The 20,526-nt window shown below is 71.6% G+C and carries 19 protein-coding genes, 1 tRNA gene and 1 pseudogene; 9 read left to right on the forward strand and 12 right to left on the reverse strand.

All coding sequences use genetic code 11. The features are described from left to right. Positions 1–114 precede the first annotated feature (114 nt). On the forward strand, positions 115–711 hold the full coding sequence (locus tag ACFYOH_RS21020) for a histidine phosphatase family protein (RefSeq protein WP_388627538.1): 597 nt from the start codon (positions 115–117) through the stop codon (positions 709–711). A 20-nt stretch (positions 712–731) separates the two neighbouring features. Here the strand turns inward: ACFYOH_RS21020 and ACFYOH_RS21025 are convergent, their stop codons facing one another. Beyond that, positions 732–2,195 (reverse strand): hypothetical protein, encoded by a 1,464-nt coding sequence (locus ACFYOH_RS21025; protein WP_388627540.1) that lies wholly within the window; start codon positions 2,193–2,195, stop codon positions 732–734. A 263-nt stretch (positions 2,196–2,458) separates the two neighbouring features. Between ACFYOH_RS21025 and ACFYOH_RS21030 the strand changes: the two genes are divergently transcribed. Both ACFYOH_RS21030 and ACFYOH_RS21035 read left to right on the forward strand, forming a co-directional pair. Further along, the gene (locus ACFYOH_RS21030; protein WP_388627542.1) at positions 2,459–2,881 is read left to right on the forward strand and encodes a hypothetical protein; all 423 of its coding nucleotides are present in this window, start codon (positions 2,459–2,461) and stop codon (positions 2,879–2,881) included. A 75-nt stretch (positions 2,882–2,956) separates the two neighbouring features. Next, on the forward strand, positions 2,957–3,826 hold the full coding sequence (locus ACFYOH_RS21035; protein ID WP_388627544.1) for a spermidine synthase: 870 nt from the start codon (positions 2,957–2,959) through the stop codon (positions 3,824–3,826). 22 nt (positions 3,827–3,848) lie between these two features. Here the strand turns inward: ACFYOH_RS21035 and ACFYOH_RS21040 are convergent, their stop codons facing one another. Next, positions 3,849–4,355, reverse strand: coding sequence for a hypothetical protein (locus ACFYOH_RS21040; RefSeq protein WP_388627546.1), 507 nt, complete (start codon positions 4,353–4,355; stop codon positions 3,849–3,851). 99 nt (positions 4,356–4,454) lie between these two features. On the opposite strand from ACFYOH_RS21040, the gene ACFYOH_RS21045 reads away from it, so the two are divergent. The 4 genes from ACFYOH_RS21045 to ACFYOH_RS21060 all read left to right on the forward strand — a co-directional run bounded on the left by ACFYOH_RS21045 (position 4,455) and on the right by ACFYOH_RS21060 (position 9,165). Further along, positions 4,455–5,174: a response regulator transcription factor gene (locus tag ACFYOH_RS21045; protein WP_388627548.1), complete on the forward strand. Its 720-nt coding sequence runs from the start codon at positions 4,455–4,457 to the stop codon at positions 5,172–5,174. Next, the gene (locus ACFYOH_RS21050) at positions 5,171–6,553 is read left to right on the forward strand and encodes a sensor histidine kinase (RefSeq protein WP_388627550.1); all 1,383 of its coding nucleotides are present in this window, start codon (positions 5,171–5,173) and stop codon (positions 6,551–6,553) included. Before ACFYOH_RS21045 ends, ACFYOH_RS21050 begins: the two co-directional genes overlap by 4 nt. A gap of 132 nt (positions 6,554–6,685) precedes the next feature. Then, positions 6,686–8,140, forward strand: coding sequence for a cellulose binding domain-containing protein (locus ACFYOH_RS21055; protein ID WP_388627551.1), 1,455 nt, complete (start codon positions 6,686–6,688; stop codon positions 8,138–8,140). A gap of 122 nt (positions 8,141–8,262) precedes the next feature. Further along, positions 8,263–9,165 (forward strand): hypothetical protein, encoded by a 903-nt coding sequence (locus tag ACFYOH_RS21060; RefSeq protein WP_388627552.1) that lies wholly within the window; start codon positions 8,263–8,265, stop codon positions 9,163–9,165. A 72-nt stretch (positions 9,166–9,237) separates the two neighbouring features. Here the strand turns inward: ACFYOH_RS21060 and ACFYOH_RS21065 are convergent, their stop codons facing one another. From ACFYOH_RS21065 to ACFYOH_RS21080, 4 genes are all read right to left on the reverse strand, one after another. Beyond that, on the reverse strand, positions 9,238–10,668 hold the full coding sequence (locus ACFYOH_RS21065; RefSeq protein ID WP_388627554.1) for a GH1 family beta-glucosidase: 1,431 nt from the start codon (positions 10,666–10,668) through the stop codon (positions 9,238–9,240). A 102-nt stretch (positions 10,669–10,770) separates the two neighbouring features. Continuing rightward, entirely contained in the window at positions 10,771–11,664 is an 894-nt protein-coding gene (locus tag ACFYOH_RS21070) for a carbohydrate ABC transporter permease (RefSeq protein WP_388627555.1), read from the reverse strand. Continuing rightward, positions 11,661–12,686: a carbohydrate ABC transporter permease gene (locus tag ACFYOH_RS21075; protein ID WP_388627557.1), complete on the reverse strand. Its 1,026-nt coding sequence runs from the start codon at positions 12,684–12,686 to the stop codon at positions 11,661–11,663. Before ACFYOH_RS21075 ends, ACFYOH_RS21070 begins: the two co-directional genes overlap by 4 nt. Then, entirely contained in the window at positions 12,683–14,014 is a 1,332-nt protein-coding gene (locus ACFYOH_RS21080) for an ABC transporter substrate-binding protein (protein ID WP_388627559.1), read from the reverse strand. The genes ACFYOH_RS21075 and ACFYOH_RS21080 overlap by 4 nt, the downstream gene beginning before the upstream one ends. A 373-nt stretch (positions 14,015–14,387) precedes the next feature. On the opposite strand from ACFYOH_RS21080, the gene ACFYOH_RS21085 reads away from it, so the two are divergent. Further along, on the forward strand, positions 14,388–15,443 hold the full coding sequence (locus ACFYOH_RS21085; protein WP_388627561.1) for a LacI family DNA-binding transcriptional regulator: 1,056 nt from the start codon (positions 14,388–14,390) through the stop codon (positions 15,441–15,443). A 148-nt stretch (positions 15,444–15,591) separates the two neighbouring features. Here ACFYOH_RS21085 and ACFYOH_RS21090 read toward each other — a convergent pair whose 3' ends face one another. The 3 genes and pseudogenes from ACFYOH_RS21090 to ACFYOH_RS21100 form a co-directional block, all read right to left on the reverse strand. Beyond that, positions 15,592–16,014: a nitronate monooxygenase gene (locus ACFYOH_RS21090; RefSeq protein WP_388627562.1), complete on the reverse strand. Its 423-nt coding sequence runs from the start codon at positions 16,012–16,014 to the stop codon at positions 15,592–15,594. A gap of 61 nt (positions 16,015–16,075) precedes the next feature. Continuing rightward, a pseudogene (locus ACFYOH_RS21095) lies at positions 16,076–16,558 on the reverse strand (nitronate monooxygenase); the annotation flags it as partial. Between the two features lie 33 nt (positions 16,559–16,591). Further along, positions 16,592–16,978, reverse strand: a complete 387-nt coding sequence (locus ACFYOH_RS21100; RefSeq protein WP_388627564.1) for a DoxX family protein — start codon at positions 16,976–16,978, stop codon at positions 16,592–16,594. Positions 16,979–17,097: 119 nt separating this feature from the next. Between ACFYOH_RS21100 and sigJ the strand changes: the two genes are divergently transcribed. After that, positions 17,098–18,030 (forward strand): RNA polymerase sigma factor SigJ, encoded by a 933-nt coding sequence (gene sigJ, locus ACFYOH_RS21105; RefSeq protein WP_388627565.1) that lies wholly within the window; start codon positions 17,098–17,100, stop codon positions 18,028–18,030. Between the two features lie 56 nt (positions 18,031–18,086). Here the strand turns inward: sigJ and ACFYOH_RS21110 are convergent. From ACFYOH_RS21110 to ACFYOH_RS21120, 3 genes are all read right to left on the reverse strand, one after another. Next, positions 18,087–18,159: transfer RNA gene (locus tag ACFYOH_RS21110), tRNA-His, on the reverse strand. A 118-nt stretch (positions 18,160–18,277) separates the two neighbouring features. After that, positions 18,278–18,880, reverse strand: coding sequence for an oligoribonuclease (orn, locus tag ACFYOH_RS21115; protein WP_388627567.1), 603 nt, complete (start codon positions 18,878–18,880; stop codon positions 18,278–18,280). 183 nt (positions 18,881–19,063) lie between these two features. After that, a complete protein-coding gene (locus ACFYOH_RS21120) occupies positions 19,064–20,281 on the reverse strand; it encodes a helix-turn-helix domain-containing protein (protein ID WP_388627568.1) in 1,218 nt (405 codons plus the stop codon). Between the last annotated feature and the right edge of the window lie 245 nt (positions 20,282–20,526).

The following is a 20,526-nucleotide window of genomic DNA, read 5'->3' on the forward strand; positions in this document are numbered from 1 at the left end:
CCCCGCCCATGAGGGCGCTCCGGCCCACAAAGACGCCGAGATCGCCCCCCGGGTTGCCCCGGCCGGGGGTGAGCGATGATGAGAAGGTCCGCTTCGCTTCCGGAAAGGTCTCTCATGGCACCGCGCATCCTGCTGGCCCGGCACGGACAGACGGAATGGTCACTGTCCGGCAAGCACACCGGCAGGACCGACGTGCCGCTGCTGGAGGAGGGCCGGCGGGGAGCCAAGCTGCTCGGCGAGCGACTGCACCGGGCCCCGCTGGACGGACTGCCCGGGGTGGAGGTGCGCACCAGCCCGCTGGCACGCGCGCGTGAGACGTGTGAACTCGCCGGTTTCGGCGACCGGGCCACCACCTGGGACACGCTCATGGAGTGGGACTACGGCGCCTACGAGGGCATGACGCCGGACGAGATCCAGGCCGTGCGGCCGGGCTGGCTGATCTGGCGGGACGGGGTCCCTGCGGGCGAGACCCTCGCCGACGTCACCGCACGCGCGGACGAGGTGGTGTCCTGGGCCCGCTCGGCCGACCGCGACGTCCTGGTCTTCGCCCACGGCCACATCCTGCGCTCCATAGGCGCGCGCTGGCTGGGTCTCCCGCTGGACTTCGCCGCGCGGATACGCCTGAACCCGACCTCGCTGTCGGTGCTGGGCTGGGCGTACGGGGAGCCGGCGATCGAGAGCTGGAACGACTTGGGGCACTTGGCGGGATAGTCGTACCCCTCCCGTACCGCTTACGCCCTCCCCGTTCTCGGCACGGCGGCATGCCGGTCAAGGAACTCGGAGACCCCCGACGCCCGCCGGTGCGGCAGCAGCACCCGCGCCGTTCCCGCCAGCATGCTCTGAATACGCGAGGACTGGACCTCGTCCAGCAGGGCCAGCGCCTGCAAGCCCGCGGCGGCCGCCTCGTCCGGCCGGCCCTCACGCGCGAGATCGTCGGCCAGTTCCGCGGTGTACAGCGCGATGTTGCGCGTGAAGTGCGGATCCTGCAGATGCGCCGCCCGGCGCGCGTGCCGGGCCGCCCGCCGCCAGTCGCCCAGCGTGGACCAGCACTGCGCCTCCAGCCCCTCCAGCTCGGCCTCTCCGTAGAAGCTCATCCACTCGGGGTCGGCTTCCGAGCGGCCCCGCGCGAAGAGGGTCTGGGCCCGCACGAGCGCCTGTTCACAGCCGGTGCGGTCGGCGAGCCCCGCCCAGCCGCCGGCTTCCCGCAGCGCGAGCAGGGACATCAGGCGCGCCGAACCCAGCGGTGCGGCCGCGCGCTGGGCGGCCTGCGCGGCGCGGACCGCCTCCCGGGGGCGGCCGGCGTCCCGCGCCAGGAACGCGGTGTTGCAGAAGGCGTGCGCCTCCAGCGCCGGGTCCCCGGTCATCCGGGCCGTGGCCAGCGCCTCCGCGTAGTGCGAGCGGGCGTCGTCGAAGCGGCCGGAGTCGTGCGCCAGCCAGCCCACGGAGATGGCGAGTTCACCGGCGCCCGAGTGGAGCCGTTCCGCGGTGGTCTGCCGGGTCGCGCCCGCGTCGAGCAGCGCGTAGGCCGCGCGCAACGGAGCCGCCGCGCGCCGGTACAGGCCGTCCGCGCCGTGCCGGTCGTCGAGCAGCCGGATCCGGCGGACGGCCTCCTCCAGGGCGAGCGCCTCCGGGGTCCCGGGCCGGCGAGCGGTCCGGACCGCGGCCGCGGCGTCCGTGGTGAGCCCCAGCGGGCCCAGCGTGGCGGCGGCCACCGTGGCGCCGCCGCCAGTCATGAATGCGCGACGCAGCACGTCGCTCTCCTCGTGGTTCAGATGGTCTTTCGCGTACGGTTCTGGCGCGCCGCACGGGTCCTGCGTGTCATACGGTTCGAAGGCCCCCCGTGACTCACCGGGCGCCTGCGCGCCCACGGGTGCCCCGGGCACCTCCACCGCCGTACGCGCCGCACGGCCGCGGACGGCCGAACGGGGCGCGAAGCCGAGGTCGGTGAGGGTACGGCCGGGGAACATGTGCAGGAACACCCGTTCGTAGGCGTAGTTGGGGCAGCGGATCTCGCCCGCCTCCACCCTGCCGACGTAACGCGCGTCACAGCTCACCCGCTCACCGATCTCGCGCGCGGCGCGTCGTACGAGCGCCGCGAACTCGGCCGGTGAACGCCTGCCGCGCAGTCGCCGGAAGGCGAGGTTCGGCCGGGGTGGCCGTTCGGGCTGTGACGAGGTCTCGGTTGACGACGCCATGGCCGGGTCCTCTCGTGCGAACCGTCGAACCATGCCGGTGCCGGGGCGGATTCGGGACGAGTTGTCCGAGTGACGCCCTGGTTCCGGCGGGCATGAACGTACCTGCTGTGAAGGACCCGCCACGCTGTGTTTAGCTACAAACCGGATATCTCATCCACGATCTGCCATGAAGTGCCATCCTTTGCGGCGCACTTGTGCCGTAGCCGTTGACGCCCTCGAGCGTTGGGCTGCATGGACCGCGACAGGGCTGTGTGGAGGCCGGCATGGAGACCAGGGAGTCCAGTCAGAGCAACGAACCTTGTACGTCGCCGTCGTCGGGCGAGGGGGACGACCCGGACACGGCGGCCTGCGACCTCGTGACCGTACCGTTCCGGCAGGGCCTGGAGGCGGTCGACATCCTGCGGCGGGGCGCCGGTGAGGCGATGGGGCCCGTGCTGCACGACGGCGGCTGCGCGACCCTCGGCTTCCTGGTCCCGGCGGGCACGGCGGCCGGCTGGGACGTGCCGGGCAGCATCTGCACGGAGACCGACGGCCGCGGACTGAGGCTGAACCCCGAGCCGCCGGTGGCGGGCTCCGACTGGCTGCTGCCGCCCGGCGAGGCCGATCTCGCCACCGACCCGGTGGTGCTGCGCCGGGCCCTCGGGGAGGCGGCCCGGATGATCGAGGCGGCCGACGGCTGCCAGTGAAGCGGCCCGGGACCGCCGCCCGAGCCGACCGCCGCCGATGCGGCGAGCCCCCCGACGGGCTGCGAAGATGGTCGGATGGGCAGGTCCAGGAACACACGGCGCAGATCGGCGGCCGAGGAAGCCGTCGTGGAGGCGGTCGACGGCGGGCTCGCACAGCTCGTGCCCGACCCCGACCGGGGCCGCGCCTGGACGCTGCTGATCGACGGCGCGCCCCAGTCCCACGTCGACCTGGACGACGCCGGGTACCTCTCCTTCGAGTACCAGCGCCGGCTCGGCCATGTCATCGACCTCGTCGCCCCGCCCGGCAGGCCCGTGCACGTCGTGCACCTCGGCGGCGGCGCGTTCACCCTCGCCCGGTACGCCGCCGCCACCCGGCCCCGGTCCACCCAGCAGGTCGTCGAGCGGGACGCGAGTCTGGTCCAACTGGTCCGCCGGGAGCTGCCGTTGGAACCGAACGCCCGGATCCGGGTCAGGACGGCGGACGCCCGCGCGGGCCTCGCCAAGGTGCCGGACGGCTGGGCGGACCTGATCATCGCGGATGTCTTCAGCGGCGCCCGCACCCCGGCCCATCTCACCTCCACCGAGTTCCTGGACGAGGTCCGCCGGGCCCTGAAGCCGTCCGGGGTCTACGCCGCCAACCTCGCCGACGGCCCGCCGCTCGCCCATCTGCGCGGCCAGATCGCCACCGCCGCCGCCCGGTTCGCCGAGCTCGCGCTGATCGCCGACCCGGCCGTGCTGCGCGGCAAGCGCTTCGGCAACGCCGTCCTGGTCGCCTCCGACGCCCCGCTCCCGGTCGCCGAACTCACCCGCCGTGCCGCCTCCGACCCGCACCCGGGCCGGGTCGAACACGGCAAGCCGCTCATGGACTTCACGGGCGGCGCGGTCCCGGTGACGGACGCGGCGGCCGTGGCCTCGCCCGCCCCACCGCCCTCGGTGTTCCGGTGAGTTCAGCGGTCCTTCAACCGGTTCAGTAGGTGCCGATGTCCACATGCGGCGGCCCGTCGTGCCAGGTGCACATCACCGACACCCGGTCCGTGCCCCGGCTGAACTCCACCCGGATCCAGGTCTCCGTCTTCCACACCTGCATCGACCAGCCGGTCCCCGGCGTCGCCGAGACGAGCGTGGCACTGGACGGGCCCAGGTCGAACACGGCCCGGCCGCCGTCGGTGTCGTACGACTTGACCTGGCCGGACGCGGACGCGCTGGGGGAGGCAGAAGGGCTCGGGGACCGCGGGGCGGCCGGATTCGGCGGCGCCTGGCCGGCCGACGGCCGGTGCGACGGGGCCGGCCGGCGTGCCGGCGAGGGAAGGGCCTTCGCGCCCTGGGTCGTCGCGTCGGCGGCCGTGACCGGCAGCGCGCGCGGCGGGTCGTACGCCGTCCCGGCCATCACCGTGTGCACACCCCACCACGACAGCGTGACCGCCGCTCCGGTCGCGAGCAGCCACGCCAGTACGTGTACGAGTCCTCTGCGCATCGCGGGCCATACTGCCCCAGGGGGACCGCCGTGCGCACATGCTCCGAGTTATCCACAGGCGTCGGTCCGGGATGGGCCGCATGGCGTACGGTGCGGCGCATGGCAAGTGTGCTCGTGGTCGAGGACGACCAGTTCGTACGCTCCGCGCTCATCCGGCATCTGACCGACGCCGCACACACCGTGCGCAGCGTCGGTACGGCACTTGAGGCGCTGCGCGAGGTCGCCCATTTCCGTTTCGACCTGGTCATCCTGGACCTCGGACTGCCGGACCTGGACGGCTCCGAGGCGCTGAAGATGCTGCGCGGCATCACGGACGTCCCGGTGATCATCGCCACCGCCCGGGACGACGAGACGGAGATTGTCCGGCTGCTCAACGCCGGTGCGGACGACTACCTGACCAAGCCGTTCTCCGTCGAGCATCTCTCCGCGCGGATCGCGGCCGTGCTGCGCCGGGCCCGCTCGGCGGGCGGCGAGACCCCGCCGTCCAGCGTCCTGCGCGTGGGCGGCCTGACGGTCGACCCGCTGCGCCGCCAGGCCGAGTTGGACGGGGTCCGCCTCGACCTCACCCGCCGCGAGTTCGACCTGCTCGCCTTCCTCGCCGGCCGACCCGGGGTGGTCGTCCCGCGCAGGGAACTCCTCGCCGAGGTCTGGCAGCAGTCCTACGGTGACGACCAGACCATCGACGTCCACCTGTCCTGGTTGCGCCGGAAACTGGGGGAGACGGCTGCCCGGCCCCGCTATCTGCACACGCTCCGGGGTGTCGGCGTGAAGCTCGAACCGCCCATGGAACCGGCCGCGGACGGGGAGCCGGTGCGATGAGATGGGCCCTGGTCAAGGTCTGCCTGGCGGTCACCACCATGGTCGTGGTCGCCTTCGCGGTCCCGCTCGGCCTGGTCGTCAAGGAGATGGCCCGCGACCGGGCGTTCTCCAACGCCGAGCGGGAGGCCGCCGCGGTCGCGCCCGCGCTGTCCATCACCACCGACCAGGACAAGCTGGAGCGCGTCGTGGCCTCGGCCGGCGCCGACTCCGGGATGGCCGTGCACCTGCCCGCCGGCGGCGGCCGGTCCGCGCTGGACCTCGGCCGGCAGCGCGCCGCCGACCGCGACATCCAGGCCGTACGGAAACTGGGCCGGGCCTCCACCACCTCCGTGGCCGGCGGCTCCACACTGCTCCAGCCGGTCGCGCTGGGCTCCGGTGACATCGCGGTCGTCGAGGTGTACGTCCCCGAGTCCGAGATGACCAACGGCGTCGGCACGGCCTGGGCGGTGCTCGCGGCCGTCGGCCTCGCGCTGATCGTCGGCTCGGTCGCGGTCGCCGACCGGCTCGGGGTGCGCATGGTGCGGCCCGCCCAGCGGCTGGTGCGGGGCGCGCACGATCTGGGCGAGGGCAAGCTGGGCGCCCGGGTGCCGGAGGACGGTCCGACCGAACTGCGGCTCGCGGCCGTGGCGTTCAATGCCATGGCCGACCAGGTCGTCCAACTCCTCGCGAACGAAAGAGAGCTGGCCGCCGACCTCTCGCACCGGCTGCGCACACCGCTGACCGTGCTGCGGCTCAACGCGGCCTCCCTGGGCGGCGGACCGGCCGCCGAGCAGACCCGGGCCGCGGTCGCCCAGCTGGAGCGCGAGGTCGACACCATCATCCGTACGGCCCGGGAGGCCAAGCCGCAGACGGCCGCCCTCGGCCCCGGAGCCGGGTGCGACGCGGCCGAAGTGGTGCGTGAGCGCATGGAGTTCTGGTCCGCGCTCGCCGAGGACGAGGGCCGCAAGTGGCGGGTGGCCGGGGTCGAGCGGCCGGTGCGCATACCCGTGGCCCGCGCCGATCTGGCCGCCGCGCTCGACGCGCTGCTCGGCAATGTGTTCCGGCACACCGCCGAGGGCACCGCCTTCGCGGTCGACGTGCACAACGGCGAGGACGCGGTGATCGTGCTGATCTCCGACGCGGGCCCCGGCATCTCGGACCCCGAGGCGGCGATGGCCCGTGGCCGCGGTTCCGGGAACGCCGGTTCGACCGGTCTCGGGCTCGACATCGTGCGCCGGCTCGCCGAGTCCACCGGCGGGGACGTCCGGATCGGCTCTTCGGTGCTGGGCGGCACCGAGGTGCGGATCTGGTTCCAGCTGGACGGGCGGCGGCCGGTGGCGCGGGGTCGTGTCCGAAGACGCCGAGCGGGCAAACCGGTCCCCACTGGTCTCGACCATTAATCGTCTCCGATCCCTTCCTTAAGCGAACCCTAAGGTCTGCAACGGCCGCCCCGATCGGGCGGTTTGCCCGATTCCGGATCGCTAGCGTGCTGCCGCACCTCACCCACGTGAACAGCGAAGGCAGGCACGCGCATGACCACGCACCGGCGCAGGATCAGCGGCAGGAACAAGGCGATCGGCGGTCTCGTGGCCGCGGCTGTGGTCGGCGGTGGCGCGCTCCTGCTCACCGGCACCGCCAACGCGGCCGGAGTGAACGCCGCGTACACCAAGACCAGCGACTGGTCGACCGGGTACACCGCGCAGTACGTCGTGACCAACAACAGCGGCCAGACCGAGAAGACCTGGACCCTGGAGTTCGACCTCCCGGCGGGAGCCAGGCTCAGCTCGCTGTGGAACGGCGAGTCGAGCGTCAGCGGTTCGCACGTCACCGTGAAGCCCGCGAAGTGGGACTCCGAGGGCCTCGCGCCAGGCAAGTCGGTGACCGTCGGTTTCGTGGTCGACGGCAGCGGCGACCCGACGGGCTGTCGTATCGACGGCGCCCAGTGCTCCGCGGACGGCGGCGCCACGCCGGAGCCCAGCGGCCGCCCCACCGCGACCCAGTCGCCGACCCCCACCGCCGCCCCGACCAAGAGCGGCACCCCCGCCCCGACCGCCTCCCAGACGACCGGCAGCGGCAGCGGAACCGGCACCACCGCCTCCGCCGGCTTCGCCCCGTACGTAGACACGTCCCTCTACCCGGCCTTCGACCTGGCCGGCGCGGCCGACGCGACCGGCGTGAAGAACTACAACCTCGCGTTCATCACCGACGGCGGCGGCTGCACCCCCAAGTGGGGCGGTGTGACCGACCTGACCGGCGACGCCGTCGCCGCGCAGATCGGCTCCCTGCGCGCCAAGGGTGGTGACGTCCGGGTCTCCTTCGGCGGTGCCTCCGGCTCAGAACTGGCCACCACCTGCTCCTCGGCCGACGCGCTGGCGGCGGCGTACGGCAAGGCGGTCGACGCGTTCAAGCTGACCAAGGTCGACTTCGACGTCGAGGGCGGCGCGCTGCCGAACACCGCGGCCAACACCCGCCGCGCCCAGGCCATCGCCAAGCTCCAGGCCCAGCACCCGAACCTGGACGTCTCCTTCACCCTCCCGGTGATGCCCGAGGGCCTCACCCAGGACGGTGTGAACCTGCTGTCCGACGCCAAGTCCAACGGCGTCAAGATCTCCACCGTCAACATCATGGCGATGGACTACGGCGCCTCGTACAACGGCGACATGGGCGACTACGCCCAGCAGGCCGCCACGGCCACCCAGGCCCAGGTCAAGAGCGTCCTCGGCCTGTCCGACTCCGCCGCCTGGAAGACGGTCGCCGTCACCCCGATGATCGGCGTCAACGACGTCTCCTCCGAGATCTTCAAGGTGGACGACGCCACCCAGTTGGTGAACTTCGCCAAGTCCAAGGGCCTCGGCGGTCTGTCCATGTGGTCCGCCGCCCGAGACAAGCAGTGCGCAGGCGGCGCGAAGAACTCCGCCGACCCCACCTGCAGCTCGATCGTCCAGGACGAGTTCGCCTTCTCGAAGGCGTTCGGCGCCTTCAACTGACTCTGTAGACCGGGACGTTGACAGCAGAGTTTGGCATAGGCCAGGGGCACATTCATCCGTACGGCTGAATCCCCAGCGGAACCGCCGTCGCCGCGCCGGACACCTCGCCTACGTTCCGTCGCATGGTCAGTTCAGCGCACGAGGCGATGCACCAGATCTTCCGGGAGGACCCGGGGCTCTTCGCCCGGGCCCTCCCCAGGGCGGGCATCCCCTTCCCCGAGCCCACGGGGATCCAGCCGCTGGACACGGACCTCACCGAGATCAGACCGCTGGTGCGCCGTGTGGACACGCTCTTACGGGTCGACACGGCCGAGGACGGGGGCTTCCTGCTCGCCGTGGAAGCCCAGGGCAAGCCGGACCGGGACAAGCCGAGCAGCTGGACCTACTACCTGGCGCACCTGTACGCCAAGTACCAGCTGCCTCCGGTCCTGCTGGTGGTCTGCCGGGACAAGGCGACCGCGGCCTGGGCGGCGGAACCCGTCCGCGTCGGCCTGCCCGGCCACACCAGCATCGCGGTCTTCCCTCTCGTCCTGGGCCCGGGCAACGTCCCCGCGGTCACCGACCCGGAAGAGGCGGCCGAGGACCTCGCCCTCGCCGTCTTCTCCGCGCTCGCCCACGCCAAGGATCCGGACCTGCCTGCGATACTGGATGCGCTGGCGGAGGCGGTGGCCGACACCGGCGGCGAGACCGCGAAGCGCTGGGCGGAATTCACCGAAGTCGGCCTGGGCGACACCCCGGCCCGTGCACTGTGGAGGCGACTCATGGCCACATACACCCCCCGTTTCCCCGGCAGCGGCACCATCATCGAGGAAGCCATCAACGAGGGTCTTGCCGAGGGCCGCGCCGAGGGCCGTGCCAAGGCCCGTGCCGAGGACATTCTCCGCATCCTCGATGTGCGAGGCATCGAGATCTCCGAAGCCGATCGGGATCGCGTCATGTGCTGCGAGGACCTGGACGTCCTGGGCATCTGGTTCGACCGGGCGCTCTCCGTCACGAGCGGCGAGGAGCTGTTCGCGGAGGCGTGACAGCCGCCGACCCCGCCACGGCGTAGCCCCGTCCGGCGCGGCCCGCCCCCCACGGCGGGCCGCGCCTGTCTGTCAGGCCGCCGGCTCCACCCCCGGCAGCGTGCCCGTCCGAGCCGCCTCCCCGTACCACCGGGCGCTCGACTTCGGCGTGCGCTTCAGCGTCGCGTAGTCGACGTACACTGCGCCGAACCGCTTGCCGTAGCCGTACGCCCACTCGAAGTTGTCCATCAGGGACCACAGGTAGTAGCCGCGGACGTCAGCGCCGTCGGTGATCGCGCGGCGGACCGCGGACAGGTGGCCGTGCAGATAGGCGATGCGCTCGGGGTCGTGGACGCGGCCTTCGGGGTCGGGCTTGTCGTCGTAGGCCGCGCCGTTCTCCGTGACGTACAGCGGCAGGCCCGGGGCCTCGCGCGTGTAGCGCAGGAGCAGGTCGTACAGGCCCGTCGGATCGATCGTCCAGCCCATCTCCGTGCGCTCGCCCGGCGTCTGATGGAAGAGCACGTCGTCGGCGCCCGGCCAGGGGGAGTGCTCGCTGGCGCCGTGGCCGTCCACCCGCGGGCCCTTGACCTCGCCGGACGCGGCCGAGACCAGGGCCGGGGTGTAGTAGTTCAGGCCCAGCGCGTCCAGCGGGACGTTGATCGCGCGCGTGTCGCCGTCCAGGACGTACGACCAGTCGGTGATCGAGGACGTGGCCTCCAGCAGCGACGAGGGGTACGCCCCGTGCAGCATCGGGCCGTGGAAGATGCCGTTGGCGAGGTCGTCGATCCGGCGGGCCGCGGCCAGGTCGGCCGGGTCCTGGGAAAGCGGCCGAACCACCGAGGAGTTGAGGCTGATCGCGATCTCGTTGCGGGCCGGCATCACCGAGCGCAGGGCCGACGCCGCCAGGCCGTGCGCCAGATTGAGGTGGTGGGCGGCGCGCAGCGAGGCCGCAGGGTCGGTGCGGCCGGGGGCGTGGACGCCCGAACCGTAGCCAAGGAAGGCGCTGCACCAGGGCTCGTTGAGGGTGATCCACTGCTCCACCCGGTCGCCCAGCGCCTCGCCGACCAGCCGCGCGTAATCGGCGAACCGCAACGCGGCGTCCCGCTGCGGCCAGCCGCCCGCGTCCTCCAACTCCTGCGGCAGGTCCCAGTGGTAGAGGGTGAGCGCCGGTTTGATGCCCTTCGCGAGCAGCTCGTCCACCAGGCGGCGGTAGAAGTCCAGGCCACGCTGGACCGCGGGGCCCCGGCCGGTGGGCTGCACCCGGGACCAGGAGACCGAGAAGCGGTACGCGGTCAGGCCCAGCTCCGCCATCAGCGCCACGTCGTCGCGGTAGCGGTGGTAGTGGTCGACAGCGATGTCACCGGTTTCGCCGCCGGCCGTCTTGCCCGGCGTATGGCTGAAGGTGTCCCAGATCGAGGGGGTGCGGCCGTCCTCCCGCACCGCCCCCTCGATCTGGTACGCCGAGGTCGCGGCGCCCCAGAGGAAGGCGGGAGGAAAGGTCACGGAGGTAACGGGTTCAGGCATGGAAGCGCTCCCATTGGGGTCGTAGGAGACCTGGCGTAGTAGGTGAGGCGGAGGTACGAAGGGGCCGGGGCGGCGGTGGCCCGGCCCCTGGGCAGCAGGCGGTCAGCCCTTGATCGCGCCCTGCATGATCCCGCCCACGATCTGCTTGCCGAACAGGACGAACGCGATCAGCAGCGGCAGCGTGCCCAGCAGCGCGCCCGCCATGATCACCGCCTGGTCGGGGACGTACCCGGTGCCGAGCGAGTTCAGGGCCACCTGCACGGTCGGGTTCTGCTGGTTCAGGGCGATGATCGGCCACAGGAAGTCGTTCCAGGCGAACACGAACGTCAGCAGGCCGAGCACGGCCATGGCCGGACGCGCCGCCGGGAAGACCACGTGCCAGACGATCCGGATGCTGCTCGCCCCGTCCACCCGGGCCGCCTCGATCAGCTCCGTCGGCAGCGCCTGCACCAGGTACTGCCGCATGAAGAACGTACCGAAGGCGGTGACGAGACTCGGCAGGATCACCGTCTGCAGCTGGTTGGACCAGCCGAGGTCCGACATCCACAGGTACAGCGGTACGACGGCGAGTTGCGGCGGGATCATCATCGTGCCGATGGTCAGCAGCAACAGCAGGCTGGAGAACCGGAACCGCAGCTTGGCGAAGGCGAAGCCGGCGAGGGTCGAGAACAGCACCGTGCTCACCGTGATCGCGCCCGCCACGATCACCGAGTTGAACATCGCGGTGCCCAGCCCCGCCTGGTCCCAGGCCGTCCGCAGGTTCTCGAACAGGTTGCCGCCGAACCACAGCGGCGGCGGTGTCTGCGCGAGCCGCCGGTCGGTGCGGGAGGCGGCGATCGCCGTCCACACCAGCGGGGCGAGCGAGACCAGCGCGAAGACGGTGAGCACGACATACGTCACCGGACCCGCGTGCAGCTGCTTGCCGGCGCCCATCACCCGGCGACGCCTGGCCGTCGGCGCCTTCCTCGCGGGCAGGGTCAGTTCACTCGTCGTCATTGGGACTTCCTCAGCCGTCGGGTGAGCAGCAGATTGACCGCGGCGATGACCAGCAGGATCAGGAACATCGACCAGGCGATCGCGGACGCCTTGCCGAGGTTGCCGATGATCCAGCCCTGGTCGTACATGTACAGGCCGAGCGTCTGGTACTGGTGCTCCGAGCCGCCCTTGGACCCGCTGACCCCGCCGAACAGCAGTGGTTCGCCGAAGAGCTGGGTCGCGCCGATGGTGGAGACCACGACCGTGAACAGGATCGTGGGGCGCAGCTGCGGGATCGTCACATGCCGGAACTGCTGCCAGCGGTTCGCCCCGTCGATCGCCGCCGACTCGTACAGATCCGTCGGGATCGCCTGCATGGCGGCGAGGTAGATCAGCGCGTTGTAGCCGGTCCACCGCCAGATCACGATCGACGACACCGCGAACTGCGAACCCCAGTCGGACTCACGCCAGTTGACGGCGTGCACCCCGAAGAAGTGCAGGATCCAGTTGACCATGCCGCCGTCCCACGAGTACAGCAGCGTGAACACCAGGGTCGCCGCGGCCACCGAGGTGGCGTAGGGGGTCAGCATCACCACACGCCAGACGGTGGAGCCCCGCAGCCGGTAGTTCAGCAGATGCGCCAGCCCGATCGCGGCCAGCAACTGCGGCACGGTCGAGATGACACCGATGGTCAGGGTGTTCTTCAGCGCGTTCCAGAAGAAATCCGAGGACCAGAGGTTCTTGTAGTTGTCCAGGCCCGCCCAGCTCTGGTGGTCGAGGGACGACAACTGCACGTCGTGCAGCGAGTACCAGGCCGTGTACAGCAGCGGGACCAGCGTGAACGCCCCGAACAGGATGAAGAACGGGGACACGAACGCGTACGGCGACGCCTTCATGTCCCAGCGGTACAGCCGGCTGCGCCAGGAGTCGGCACCCGCCGGCGCACCGCGACCGTGAGCGCCCCGCGCCGCGCCCGGCGGGGTGCCGGGCGCGGTGTCGGCGCTCGACGCGGGATGCGCGAGAGCCTGCTTGGGGCTGGTCACTGGCCGAGCACGTCCTTGATCTCCTTGGACGCCGCGTCCCAGCCCTGGGACGGCGACTTGCCCTTCTGCTCGACCTGGAGGATGCCGACGTCGGTGATCGCGGAGTTGATCGGCTGGTCCTTGATGCCGAAGTACTGGGTCGGGATCGTCTTCGCCGAGTCGGAGAAGATCTGGGTGAGCGGCGCGTTCGAGAAGTACGCGGTGGTGTCCGCGGCCGGCTTCAGGCTCGCGTACGCCGACGGGGTCGACGGGAAGCTCGCCTGCTTGGCGAAGACCTTGGCCTGCTGCTCGGGCGCGGTCAGCCACTTGGCCAGTGCGACGGCCTCCTTCTGGTGCTTGCTCGCGAGCGGCACGCCGAGGAAGGAGCCGCCCCAGTTGGCCGCGGTGGGCGCCGCCGCCACGTCCCACTTGCCCTTGCCGGAGTCACCGGACTTCTGCTCGATGTAGCCGATCATCCACGCCGGGCAGGCGACCGTGGCGAAGGTGGCGTTGGCGTAGCCCTGGTCCCAGGTCGGGTCGAACTGCTTCAGCTTCGCCGACATGCCGCTGGTGGCGACGTCCATGGCGACGTTCCAGGCGTTCTTCACACCGTCGGACTTGTCCCAGGCGACGTTGCCGTCCTTGTCGTAGTACCGCTCGTCGCCGCCGCCGAGGGCCGCGTTGTAGACGGAGGCAGCGGAGTCCACGAACTTGGTGCCCTTGGGCGCCTTCTTCATGTACTGCTTGCCGACGTCGACGTACTTGGCCCAGTCGCCCTTCCACATCTCGGCGAGCTTGGTCCGGTCGGTCGGCAGTCCCGCCTTCTGGAACAGATCCTTCCGATAGCAGATGGCCATCGGCCCGATGTCGGTCCCGAGTCCGATGAGCTTGCCGTCCTTGGTGGTGGCCTGGGCGTTCTTCCAGTCCAGCCACTGGGACTTGTCGACCTCCTTGCCGAGGTCCACGAACTTGCTCGCCTGCGTCTGCACGGCCTCGGTGACGTTGCCGATTTCGATGGCCTGGACGTCGTCGGTGCCGGAGCCGGCCTGGAGGCGGGTGAGCACCTTCGGCCAGTAGACGTCGGTGCGGGTGGTGACGTTCTCCTTGATGTTGATGTCCGGATGCAGCTTCATGTACTCGTCGTAGAGGCCGGCCTGCTTGTAGCCGAAGACGCCGAAGGTGCCGATGGTCAGCGTGATCTTGCCTTTGCCACTGCCGTTTCCGCCGCCGGAGCCGTCCGACGAGCCGTCGTTCGAGTCCTTGGCGCAGCCGGCCAGCAGCCCCGTGGTCAACGCGGCGACGGCCGCGAGGGCCATCAGCCGCTGGGACCGGCGGATGCTCGTGCGCATTGCGTCCTCCTGTTGCCTGACGTGCCGACCCCCCGGCCAACTGCATGGAATTGGGCCCGTTCGTACTCGCTGCGGCTCGGGCGGGGAACGTGCGGGATGTGTAGGTGCCAGGTAGTGTGGGAGCGCTCCCATGAGTGATGTGTTGAAGAGTCGCCGGTTGGCGGCGGGGTGTCAAGGGAACGGACGAGGACAACTGCGTTCAGTTATCTGAGCGTTAACTGGGCTGCAATCCAGCCCGTCCGGCGATTGAGGACGAGGCCGAAGGCCGATGAGCCGGGGTTCGGGGGCGGCAGCCCCTGGGACGGTCACTGCAGCGGACGGGACTGTTACATTCCAGCTCAGCACCAGGAGTCGGTCGAGAGAGGCGGAGCCCATGGCAAGCCACGGAGCGCGGGGCCGGAGCGGGGGCCGGCCCACGCTCGAGGAGGTCGCCGCCCGGGCCGGGGTCGGCCGGGGCACGGTCTCGCGGGTGATCAACGGCTCGCCCCGGGTCAGCGACGCCACCCGCGCCGCGGTCGAGGCGGCGGTCGCCGAGCTCGGCTATGTCCCCAACACCGCCGCCCGCGCCCTCGCCGCCAACCGCACCGACGCCATCGCGCTGGTCGTCCCCGAGCCGGAGACCCGCTTCTTCGCGGAGCCCTACTTCTCCGACATGCTGCGCGGAGTCGGCTCCCAACTCTCCGACACCGAGATGCAGTTGCTACTGATCTTCGCGGGCAGCGACCGGGAGCGCCGACGCCTCGCGCAGTACCTGGCGGCCCACCGGGTGGACGGCGTCCTGCTGGTCTCCGTCCACGCCGACGACCCCCTCCCGGACCTGCTGGCCCAGCTGGAGATCCCGGCCGTGATCAGCGGCCCCCGCTCGGCCGGTGAGACGCTCACCTCGGTGGACTCGGACAACTACGGCGGCGCCCGCTCGGCCGTGGAGCACCTGCTCTCCCGCGGCCGTACCCGCATCGCGCACATCACCGGCCGACTCGACGTCTACGGCGCCCAGCGCCGCGTCGACGGCTACCGCGACGCCCTGCGCGACGCGGGCCGGGAGGTGGACGAACTCCTCGTCGAACCGGGGGACTTCACCGAGGAGGGCGGCCGCCGGGCCATGTCGGTGCTCCTGGACCGGCGCCCTGACCTGGACGCGGTGTTCGCCGGCTCGGACGTGATGGCGGCCGGCGCCCGGCAGGTGCTGCGCGAGGCGGGCCGTCGTATCCCGGACGACGTGGCGTTGGTCGGCTACGACGACTCCGCCATCGCCCGCCACATGGACCCCCCGCTGACCAGCGTCCGCCAGCCCATCGAGGAGATGGGCCGCGCCATGATCGACCTCCTCCTCACGGAGATCGCCGACCGCCGCCCGCCCGTGTCCCGGGGGCTGGAGCGGCGGCACGCGGTGCTGCCGACGGAGCTGGTGGGGCGGGCGTCCTCGTAACGCCGGTCGCGTCCGCCTACGTTCGCCTGCGAGCGTCCCCGTGTGTTCACTCGCGTGTGTTTGCTCGCGTTCCGCACGAGGCCGGGCGTCTGCGAGCCCGGCCGGAGAGGGTGGCCGGGCGGACGCGGACAGCGCCGGCACACACGGGTCAGCGGCCCAAGGCCCGGTTCAGTGCCTCCTCCGCCTGTGCCGCCAGCGTGGCGACCAGGTCTGCCGCCGAGGGCAGGTCGGTGATGAGGTCCACGCCCTCGCCGGCCCACTGCGGGAGCGCGGGGATGTCACCGCGTGCGACGGCCTCCTGGTACGACGGCCCGGCCTCGGGGTCGGCGGCGAGTTCCGTCTCCCGGCCGCGCCAGCGGTCCAGGAAGGGATGCGGGAGCGTACGGGCGGTGTACTCGGCCGGCCAGCGCGAGCCGCGAGCGATGTCCAGCACCCGGCTGCGCTCGGTGTCCTCGCCGCGTCCCGCGACGAGGGCCCGGGCGGTCGCGGGATCGACCAGGGCCTCGGCCGTGGCCTGGAAGCGGGTGCCGAGCACGGCGCCCGCCGCCCCCAGGGCCAGGGCGGCCGCCACCCCCCCGGCCGTCGGCGATCCCGCCGGCCGCCAGCACCGGCACGGGCGCCGCCAGGTCCACCACGACGGGCACGAACGGCAGCGTCGACCGCCCGTGCCGGGCCCCGTGCCCGCCGGCCTCGGTGCCCTGCGCCACGATCACGTCGGCGCCCAGGTCCACCGCTCTGCGGGCCTCCTCCATATCGGTGACCTGAAGGATCAGCGCCGTACCGGAGTCGCGGACGCGCCCGGCGAACGGGCTCGGGTCACCGAAGGACAGCATCACCGCCGCCGGACCGTGCCCCAGCGTCCACTCCACCGCACCGACATCGGTGGCCCACGCCTGGAAGCCGACGCCCCAGGGCTTTCCGGCGCCCTCGGCGGCGAGGACGGGCAGTTCGCGGGCCAGCCAGTCCCGGTCGCCGTTGCCGCTGCCCAGCAGTCCGAGCCCGCCGCCGCGCGAGACCGCCGCGGTCAGCGCCCCGCCGGCCGAACCGCCCATCGGTGCCAGGGCGATCGGATGCTCGACCCCGAACAACCGTGTGAACGCCGTCGACAACCCCATGGCCGCGGTCTCCTCTCGTCAGTGCACAAATCGTCAGTGGACAAAGGACTCGGGGCCGAGGCGGCCCCAGGCGACGAACGCTGCCAGGACGATGTAGACCACGTCCACCAGCATGAACCGGACCTCGTGGCGCCGGAGCCGGGTGATCGCCGCGCCGATCATCAGGATCACCAGTCCGAGGGCGGCCGACGGCACCAGGACCGGCGCGATGTCGAGCGCGGCGGGCAGGACCAGCCCCACCGCGGCCAGCACCTCCAGCGCCCCGATGGCCTTCACGCCGCCGCCGCTGAAGTCGTTGACCCACTGCGCACTGGGCCCGAACGCGGCGATCTTCTCCTTCGCCACGACCACCTTGCCGCCGCCGCTGAGCAGGTAGGCGAGGGCGAGCAGTCCGGTGACGATCCACAGTGCGAGGTTCATGACCTGTTCCCCTTGTTCATGTCGTTCGCTGTCGGCCCTCTGAGACAGGGCACCCCGGCGGTCTGTGACAGGAGCGGATACGCTGCTGGACGTCTTGCGGATGTTCGAAGGGGGAATCCGTGCCGGCAACAGCGGTTGGAACGGACGCGGACGGATACCGGTCGCTGCTGTTCTCCATCGCCTACGGGATGACCGGATCCGTGGGCGACGCCGAGGACATCGTGCAGGACGCCTTCCTCGGCCTGACCCGGGCGCGCCGGGCCGGGACCACGGTCGAGAACCTGAAGGCGTACCTGACCACCTCGGTGACACGGCTGGGCATCAACCACCTCAGCTCGGCGCGGGTACGGCGGGAGACCTATGTGGGCGACTGGCTGCCCGAGCCGGTCGTCGTGTCCGCCGACCGGCCCGGCCCTGCCGAGCACGCCGAACTGTCCGACTCGCTGTCGATGGCGTTCCTCGTGCTGCTGGAGGCCCTCTCCCCGGTGGAGCGGGCGGTGTTCGTGCTGCGCGAGGTCTTCGGGTACGGCTACCCGGAGGTGGCGCGGCTGACCGGCAAGTCCGAGGCGAACTGCCGGCAGATCTTCGCCCGGGCCCGAAAGCGCATCGCTCCCGACGGTCAGCCGGTCGTGACGCCGTCGGGCCCGGTGCGTCGGGCGGAGGCCGAGGAGCTGGCCCGTAGGTTCTTCGCGGCCGCCGAGGGCGGCGACATGGACGCGCTGCTCGACATGCTCGCCCCGGACGTGGTGTTCCACGGCGACGGCGGCGGCAAGGCACGGGCGCTCGCCAGGTCGGTGACCGACCCGCGGCACGTCGCACAGTTGCTGGTCGGGGGCCTTCGCCGAGTCCGGATGCTCGGCGCCTCGATGCGGGCGGCGTGGATCAACGGCCGGCCGGGCGCCGTGACCTACGACGCCGAGGGGCGGGTGGCCAGCGTGGTCGAGCTCGACATCGCCGACGGCGCGGTCCGGGCGATCCGCGCCGTCTCCAACCCCGACAAGCTCGGTCACCTCGGACCGGTGTCCGACATCGGACGGCTGCCGCAGAGGTGACGGCCTGCACACGAAACAGCCGGTGACTCCGAGGGAGTCACCGGCTGATCGGTGAGGGTGAGTGACGGGACTCGAACCCGCGACATCCTGGACCACAACCAGGTGCTCTACCAGCTGAGCTACACCCACCACGACCGGCGGTGGAACTCGTCGTTTCCCCGACCGGCCGAGAAGAAGTCTACAGGGTCCGAAGGGGTGCTCGCGCACACGTTTTCGCGCGGCGCACCTCGAGCCGTACCCCGGGGGACTACTGCGCGGGCAGGACGTGCTTGGCGGCGATCGTCTTCGCGGTGTCGGAGTCCGGGCCGGGCTGCGGGACGAAGATTGCCTCGCGGTAGTAGCGCAGCTCGGCGATCGACTCGCGGATGTCGGCGAGCGCCCGGTGGTTGCCGTTCTTCTCCGGGCTGTTGAAGTAGGCCCTCGGGTACCAGCGGCGGGCCAGCTCCTTGATGGAGGACACGTCGACGATCCGGTAGTGGAGGTAGTCCTCCAGGGTCGGCATGTCCCGCAGCAGGAAGCCGCGGTCGGTGCCGACGGAGTTGCCGCACAGCGGGGCCTTGCCGGGCTCCTTCACGTACTCCTTCACATAGGAGAGGACCCGCTCCTCGGCGTCCTGGAGGGTCGTGCCGTTCGGGAGCTCGGCGAGCAGGCCGGACGCGGTGTGCATCTGACGCACCACCTCGGGCATCGTCTCCAGCGCCTGGTCCGGCGGGCGGATGACGATGTCCACCCCCTCGCCGAGTACGTTCAGCTCGGAGTCGGTGACGAGGGCGGCCACCTCGATGAGAGCGTCGTCGGACAGCGAGAGGCCGGTCATCTCGCAGTCGATCCACACCATGCGATCGTTCATGCGACCACCCTAAAGCGGACCTGAGCTTTTGGGTGCCCCTGTGCTCCGCAGGAAGTGCCGAGAGGGGCCGTCGCTCGTCTGCGGGTCCGTCGTGGCTGCTCGCGCAGTTCCCCGCGCCCCTACGGGGCGCTTCCGTCCTGCAAGCTGAAAAAAGGGGGGCGGGATGTGCCCGCCCCCCTCTTCTCAGCTACCGCTCCGCGGCCCCGGCAGCAGTCCCACCGCGCCCGCTGTCTGGCGGCGGCTCTGTATCGGTACCCCGCTGTCCCGGTCCGGGTGCAGCATGGGTGCGTGGCCCACCGGTCCGGGGCCCGCGAGGCCCGTGGGCGGGCCCGGCTGGCCGGACGGCGGCATCGGCGGCTCCGTGTCGGTCGGCCTCTCGCCCTGCGGCCTGCGGGCCCGGTAGGCGGCCCGGTAGGCGGCGGGGGAGGAGCCGAGCTGGCGGCGGAAGTGCCCGCGCAGCGCGACGGGGGAGCGGAAGCCGCAGCGGCCCGCGACCTCGTCCACGGAGTAGTCCGACGTCTCGAGCAGCCGCTGCGCCTGCAGCACCCGCTGGGTGATCAGCCACTGCAGCGGCGCGCTGCCGGTCAGCGAGCGGAACCGGCGGTCGAACGTGCGGCGGCTCATATAGGCGCGTGCCGCCAGGGTCTCCACGTCGAACTGCTCGTGGAGGTGTTCCAGCGCCCAGGCGACGACCTCGGCGAGCGGGTCGGCGCCGATCTCCTCCGGTAAAGACCGGTCGAGGTAGCGCTCCTGACCGCCGCTGCGGCGCGGCGGGACCACCAGCCGGCGGGCCAGCGCGCCGGCCGCCTCGTTGCCGTGGTCCGTCCGCACGATGTGGAGACAGAGATCGATTCCGGCCGCCGTACCCGCCGATGTCAGGACGTCGCCGTCGTCGACGAAGAGTTCCCGTGGATCGACGTGCACCGACGGATAGCGCTTGGCCAGCGTCGGCGCGTACATCCAGTGGGTCGTCGCCGGGCGGCCGTCCAGCAGGCCCGCCGCCGCGAGGACGAAGGCACCGGTGCACAGCCCGACTATGCGGGCACCCTCCTCGTGCGCCCGGCGCAGCGCGTCGAGCGCTTCCTCCGGCGGTGGCGCGGTGATCGAGCGCCAGGCCGGTACGACGACCGTCCCGGCGCGGGAGATCGCCTCCAGTCCATGCGGTGCGCTGAGTTCCAGGCCCCCTGTGGTCCGCAGCGGGCCCTCCTCGCCGGCGCACACCAGCAGTCGGTAGCGCGGCACGCCGGCGTCCTGGCGGTCTATCCCGAACACCGACAGCGGAATGGAACTCTCGAAGATGGGGCCGCCGCTGAACAGCAGCACCGCGACGATCTCCTTGCGGCGTCGCCCGGAGAGTTTCCGGCCTGCGGCTTCCGGCGCGGCAGTGGAGTCGTGGCTCATACTGCTAAGCCCCCCTCGGTGGTCGCGGCTCCTCGGTTGTGTCGCTCCTGCACGTTTCCCCTCGGTCCTGCACGAGTCCCCCGCCGTAAGACAGTCAAGATCGAATCTACTGGTTCCCGCGGTCGGGCGGTGACCAGTTCCACACGCCCCAGATTGTCGACATGACAACTTGGCGTGAAGCATTCGATCACGAAGCGTTGCACTCGCGGAGCGCGCAGGGAAGTGCGCCTTGTGGCAGTGGCCAA

This window comes from Streptomyces sp. NPDC007856, assembly GCF_042868225.1.
Lineage (GTDB): Bacteria > Actinomycetota > Actinomycetes > Streptomycetales > Streptomycetaceae > Streptomyces.

Coding starts and splice junctions, on each gene's coding strand:
- ACFYOH_RS21020 (WP_388627538.1), top strand. CDS start 115: ATGGCACCGCGCATCCTGCTGGCCCGGCACGGACAGACGGAATGGTCA.
- ACFYOH_RS21030 (WP_388627542.1), top strand. CDS start 2,459: ATGGAGACCAGGGAGTCCAGTCAGAGCAACGAACCTTGTACGTCGCCG.
- ACFYOH_RS21120 (WP_388627568.1), bottom strand. CDS start 20,281: ATGAGCCACGACTCCACTGCCGCGCCGGAAGCCGCAGGCCGGAAACTC.
- ACFYOH_RS21100 (WP_388627564.1), bottom strand. CDS start 16,978: ATGAACCTCGCACTGTGGATCGTCACCGGACTGCTCGCCCTCGCCTAC.
- ACFYOH_RS21060 (WP_388627552.1), top strand. CDS start 8,263: ATGGTCAGTTCAGCGCACGAGGCGATGCACCAGATCTTCCGGGAGGAC.
- orn (WP_388627567.1), bottom strand. CDS start 18,880: ATGAACGATCGCATGGTGTGGATCGACTGCGAGATGACCGGCCTCTCG.
- ACFYOH_RS21050 (WP_388627550.1), top strand. CDS start 5,171: ATGAGATGGGCCCTGGTCAAGGTCTGCCTGGCGGTCACCACCATGGTC.
- ACFYOH_RS21085 (WP_388627561.1), top strand. CDS start 14,388: ATGGCAAGCCACGGAGCGCGGGGCCGGAGCGGGGGCCGGCCCACGCTC.
- ACFYOH_RS21035 (WP_388627544.1), top strand. CDS start 2,957: ATGGGCAGGTCCAGGAACACACGGCGCAGATCGGCGGCCGAGGAAGCC.
- ACFYOH_RS21080 (WP_388627559.1), bottom strand. CDS start 14,014: ATGCGCACGAGCATCCGCCGGTCCCAGCGGCTGATGGCCCTCGCGGCC.
- ACFYOH_RS21055 (WP_388627551.1), top strand. CDS start 6,686: ATGACCACGCACCGGCGCAGGATCAGCGGCAGGAACAAGGCGATCGGC.
- ACFYOH_RS21040 (WP_388627546.1), bottom strand. CDS start 4,355: ATGCGCAGAGGACTCGTACACGTACTGGCGTGGCTGCTCGCGACCGGA.
- ACFYOH_RS21025 (WP_388627540.1), bottom strand. CDS start 2,195: ATGGCGTCGTCAACCGAGACCTCGTCACAGCCCGAACGGCCACCCCGG.
- ACFYOH_RS21070 (WP_388627555.1), bottom strand. CDS start 11,664: ATGACGACGAGTGAACTGACCCTGCCCGCGAGGAAGGCGCCGACGGCC.
- ACFYOH_RS21045 (WP_388627548.1), top strand. CDS start 4,455: ATGGCAAGTGTGCTCGTGGTCGAGGACGACCAGTTCGTACGCTCCGCG.
- ACFYOH_RS21065 (WP_388627554.1), bottom strand. CDS start 10,668: ATGCCTGAACCCGTTACCTCCGTGACCTTTCCTCCCGCCTTCCTCTGG.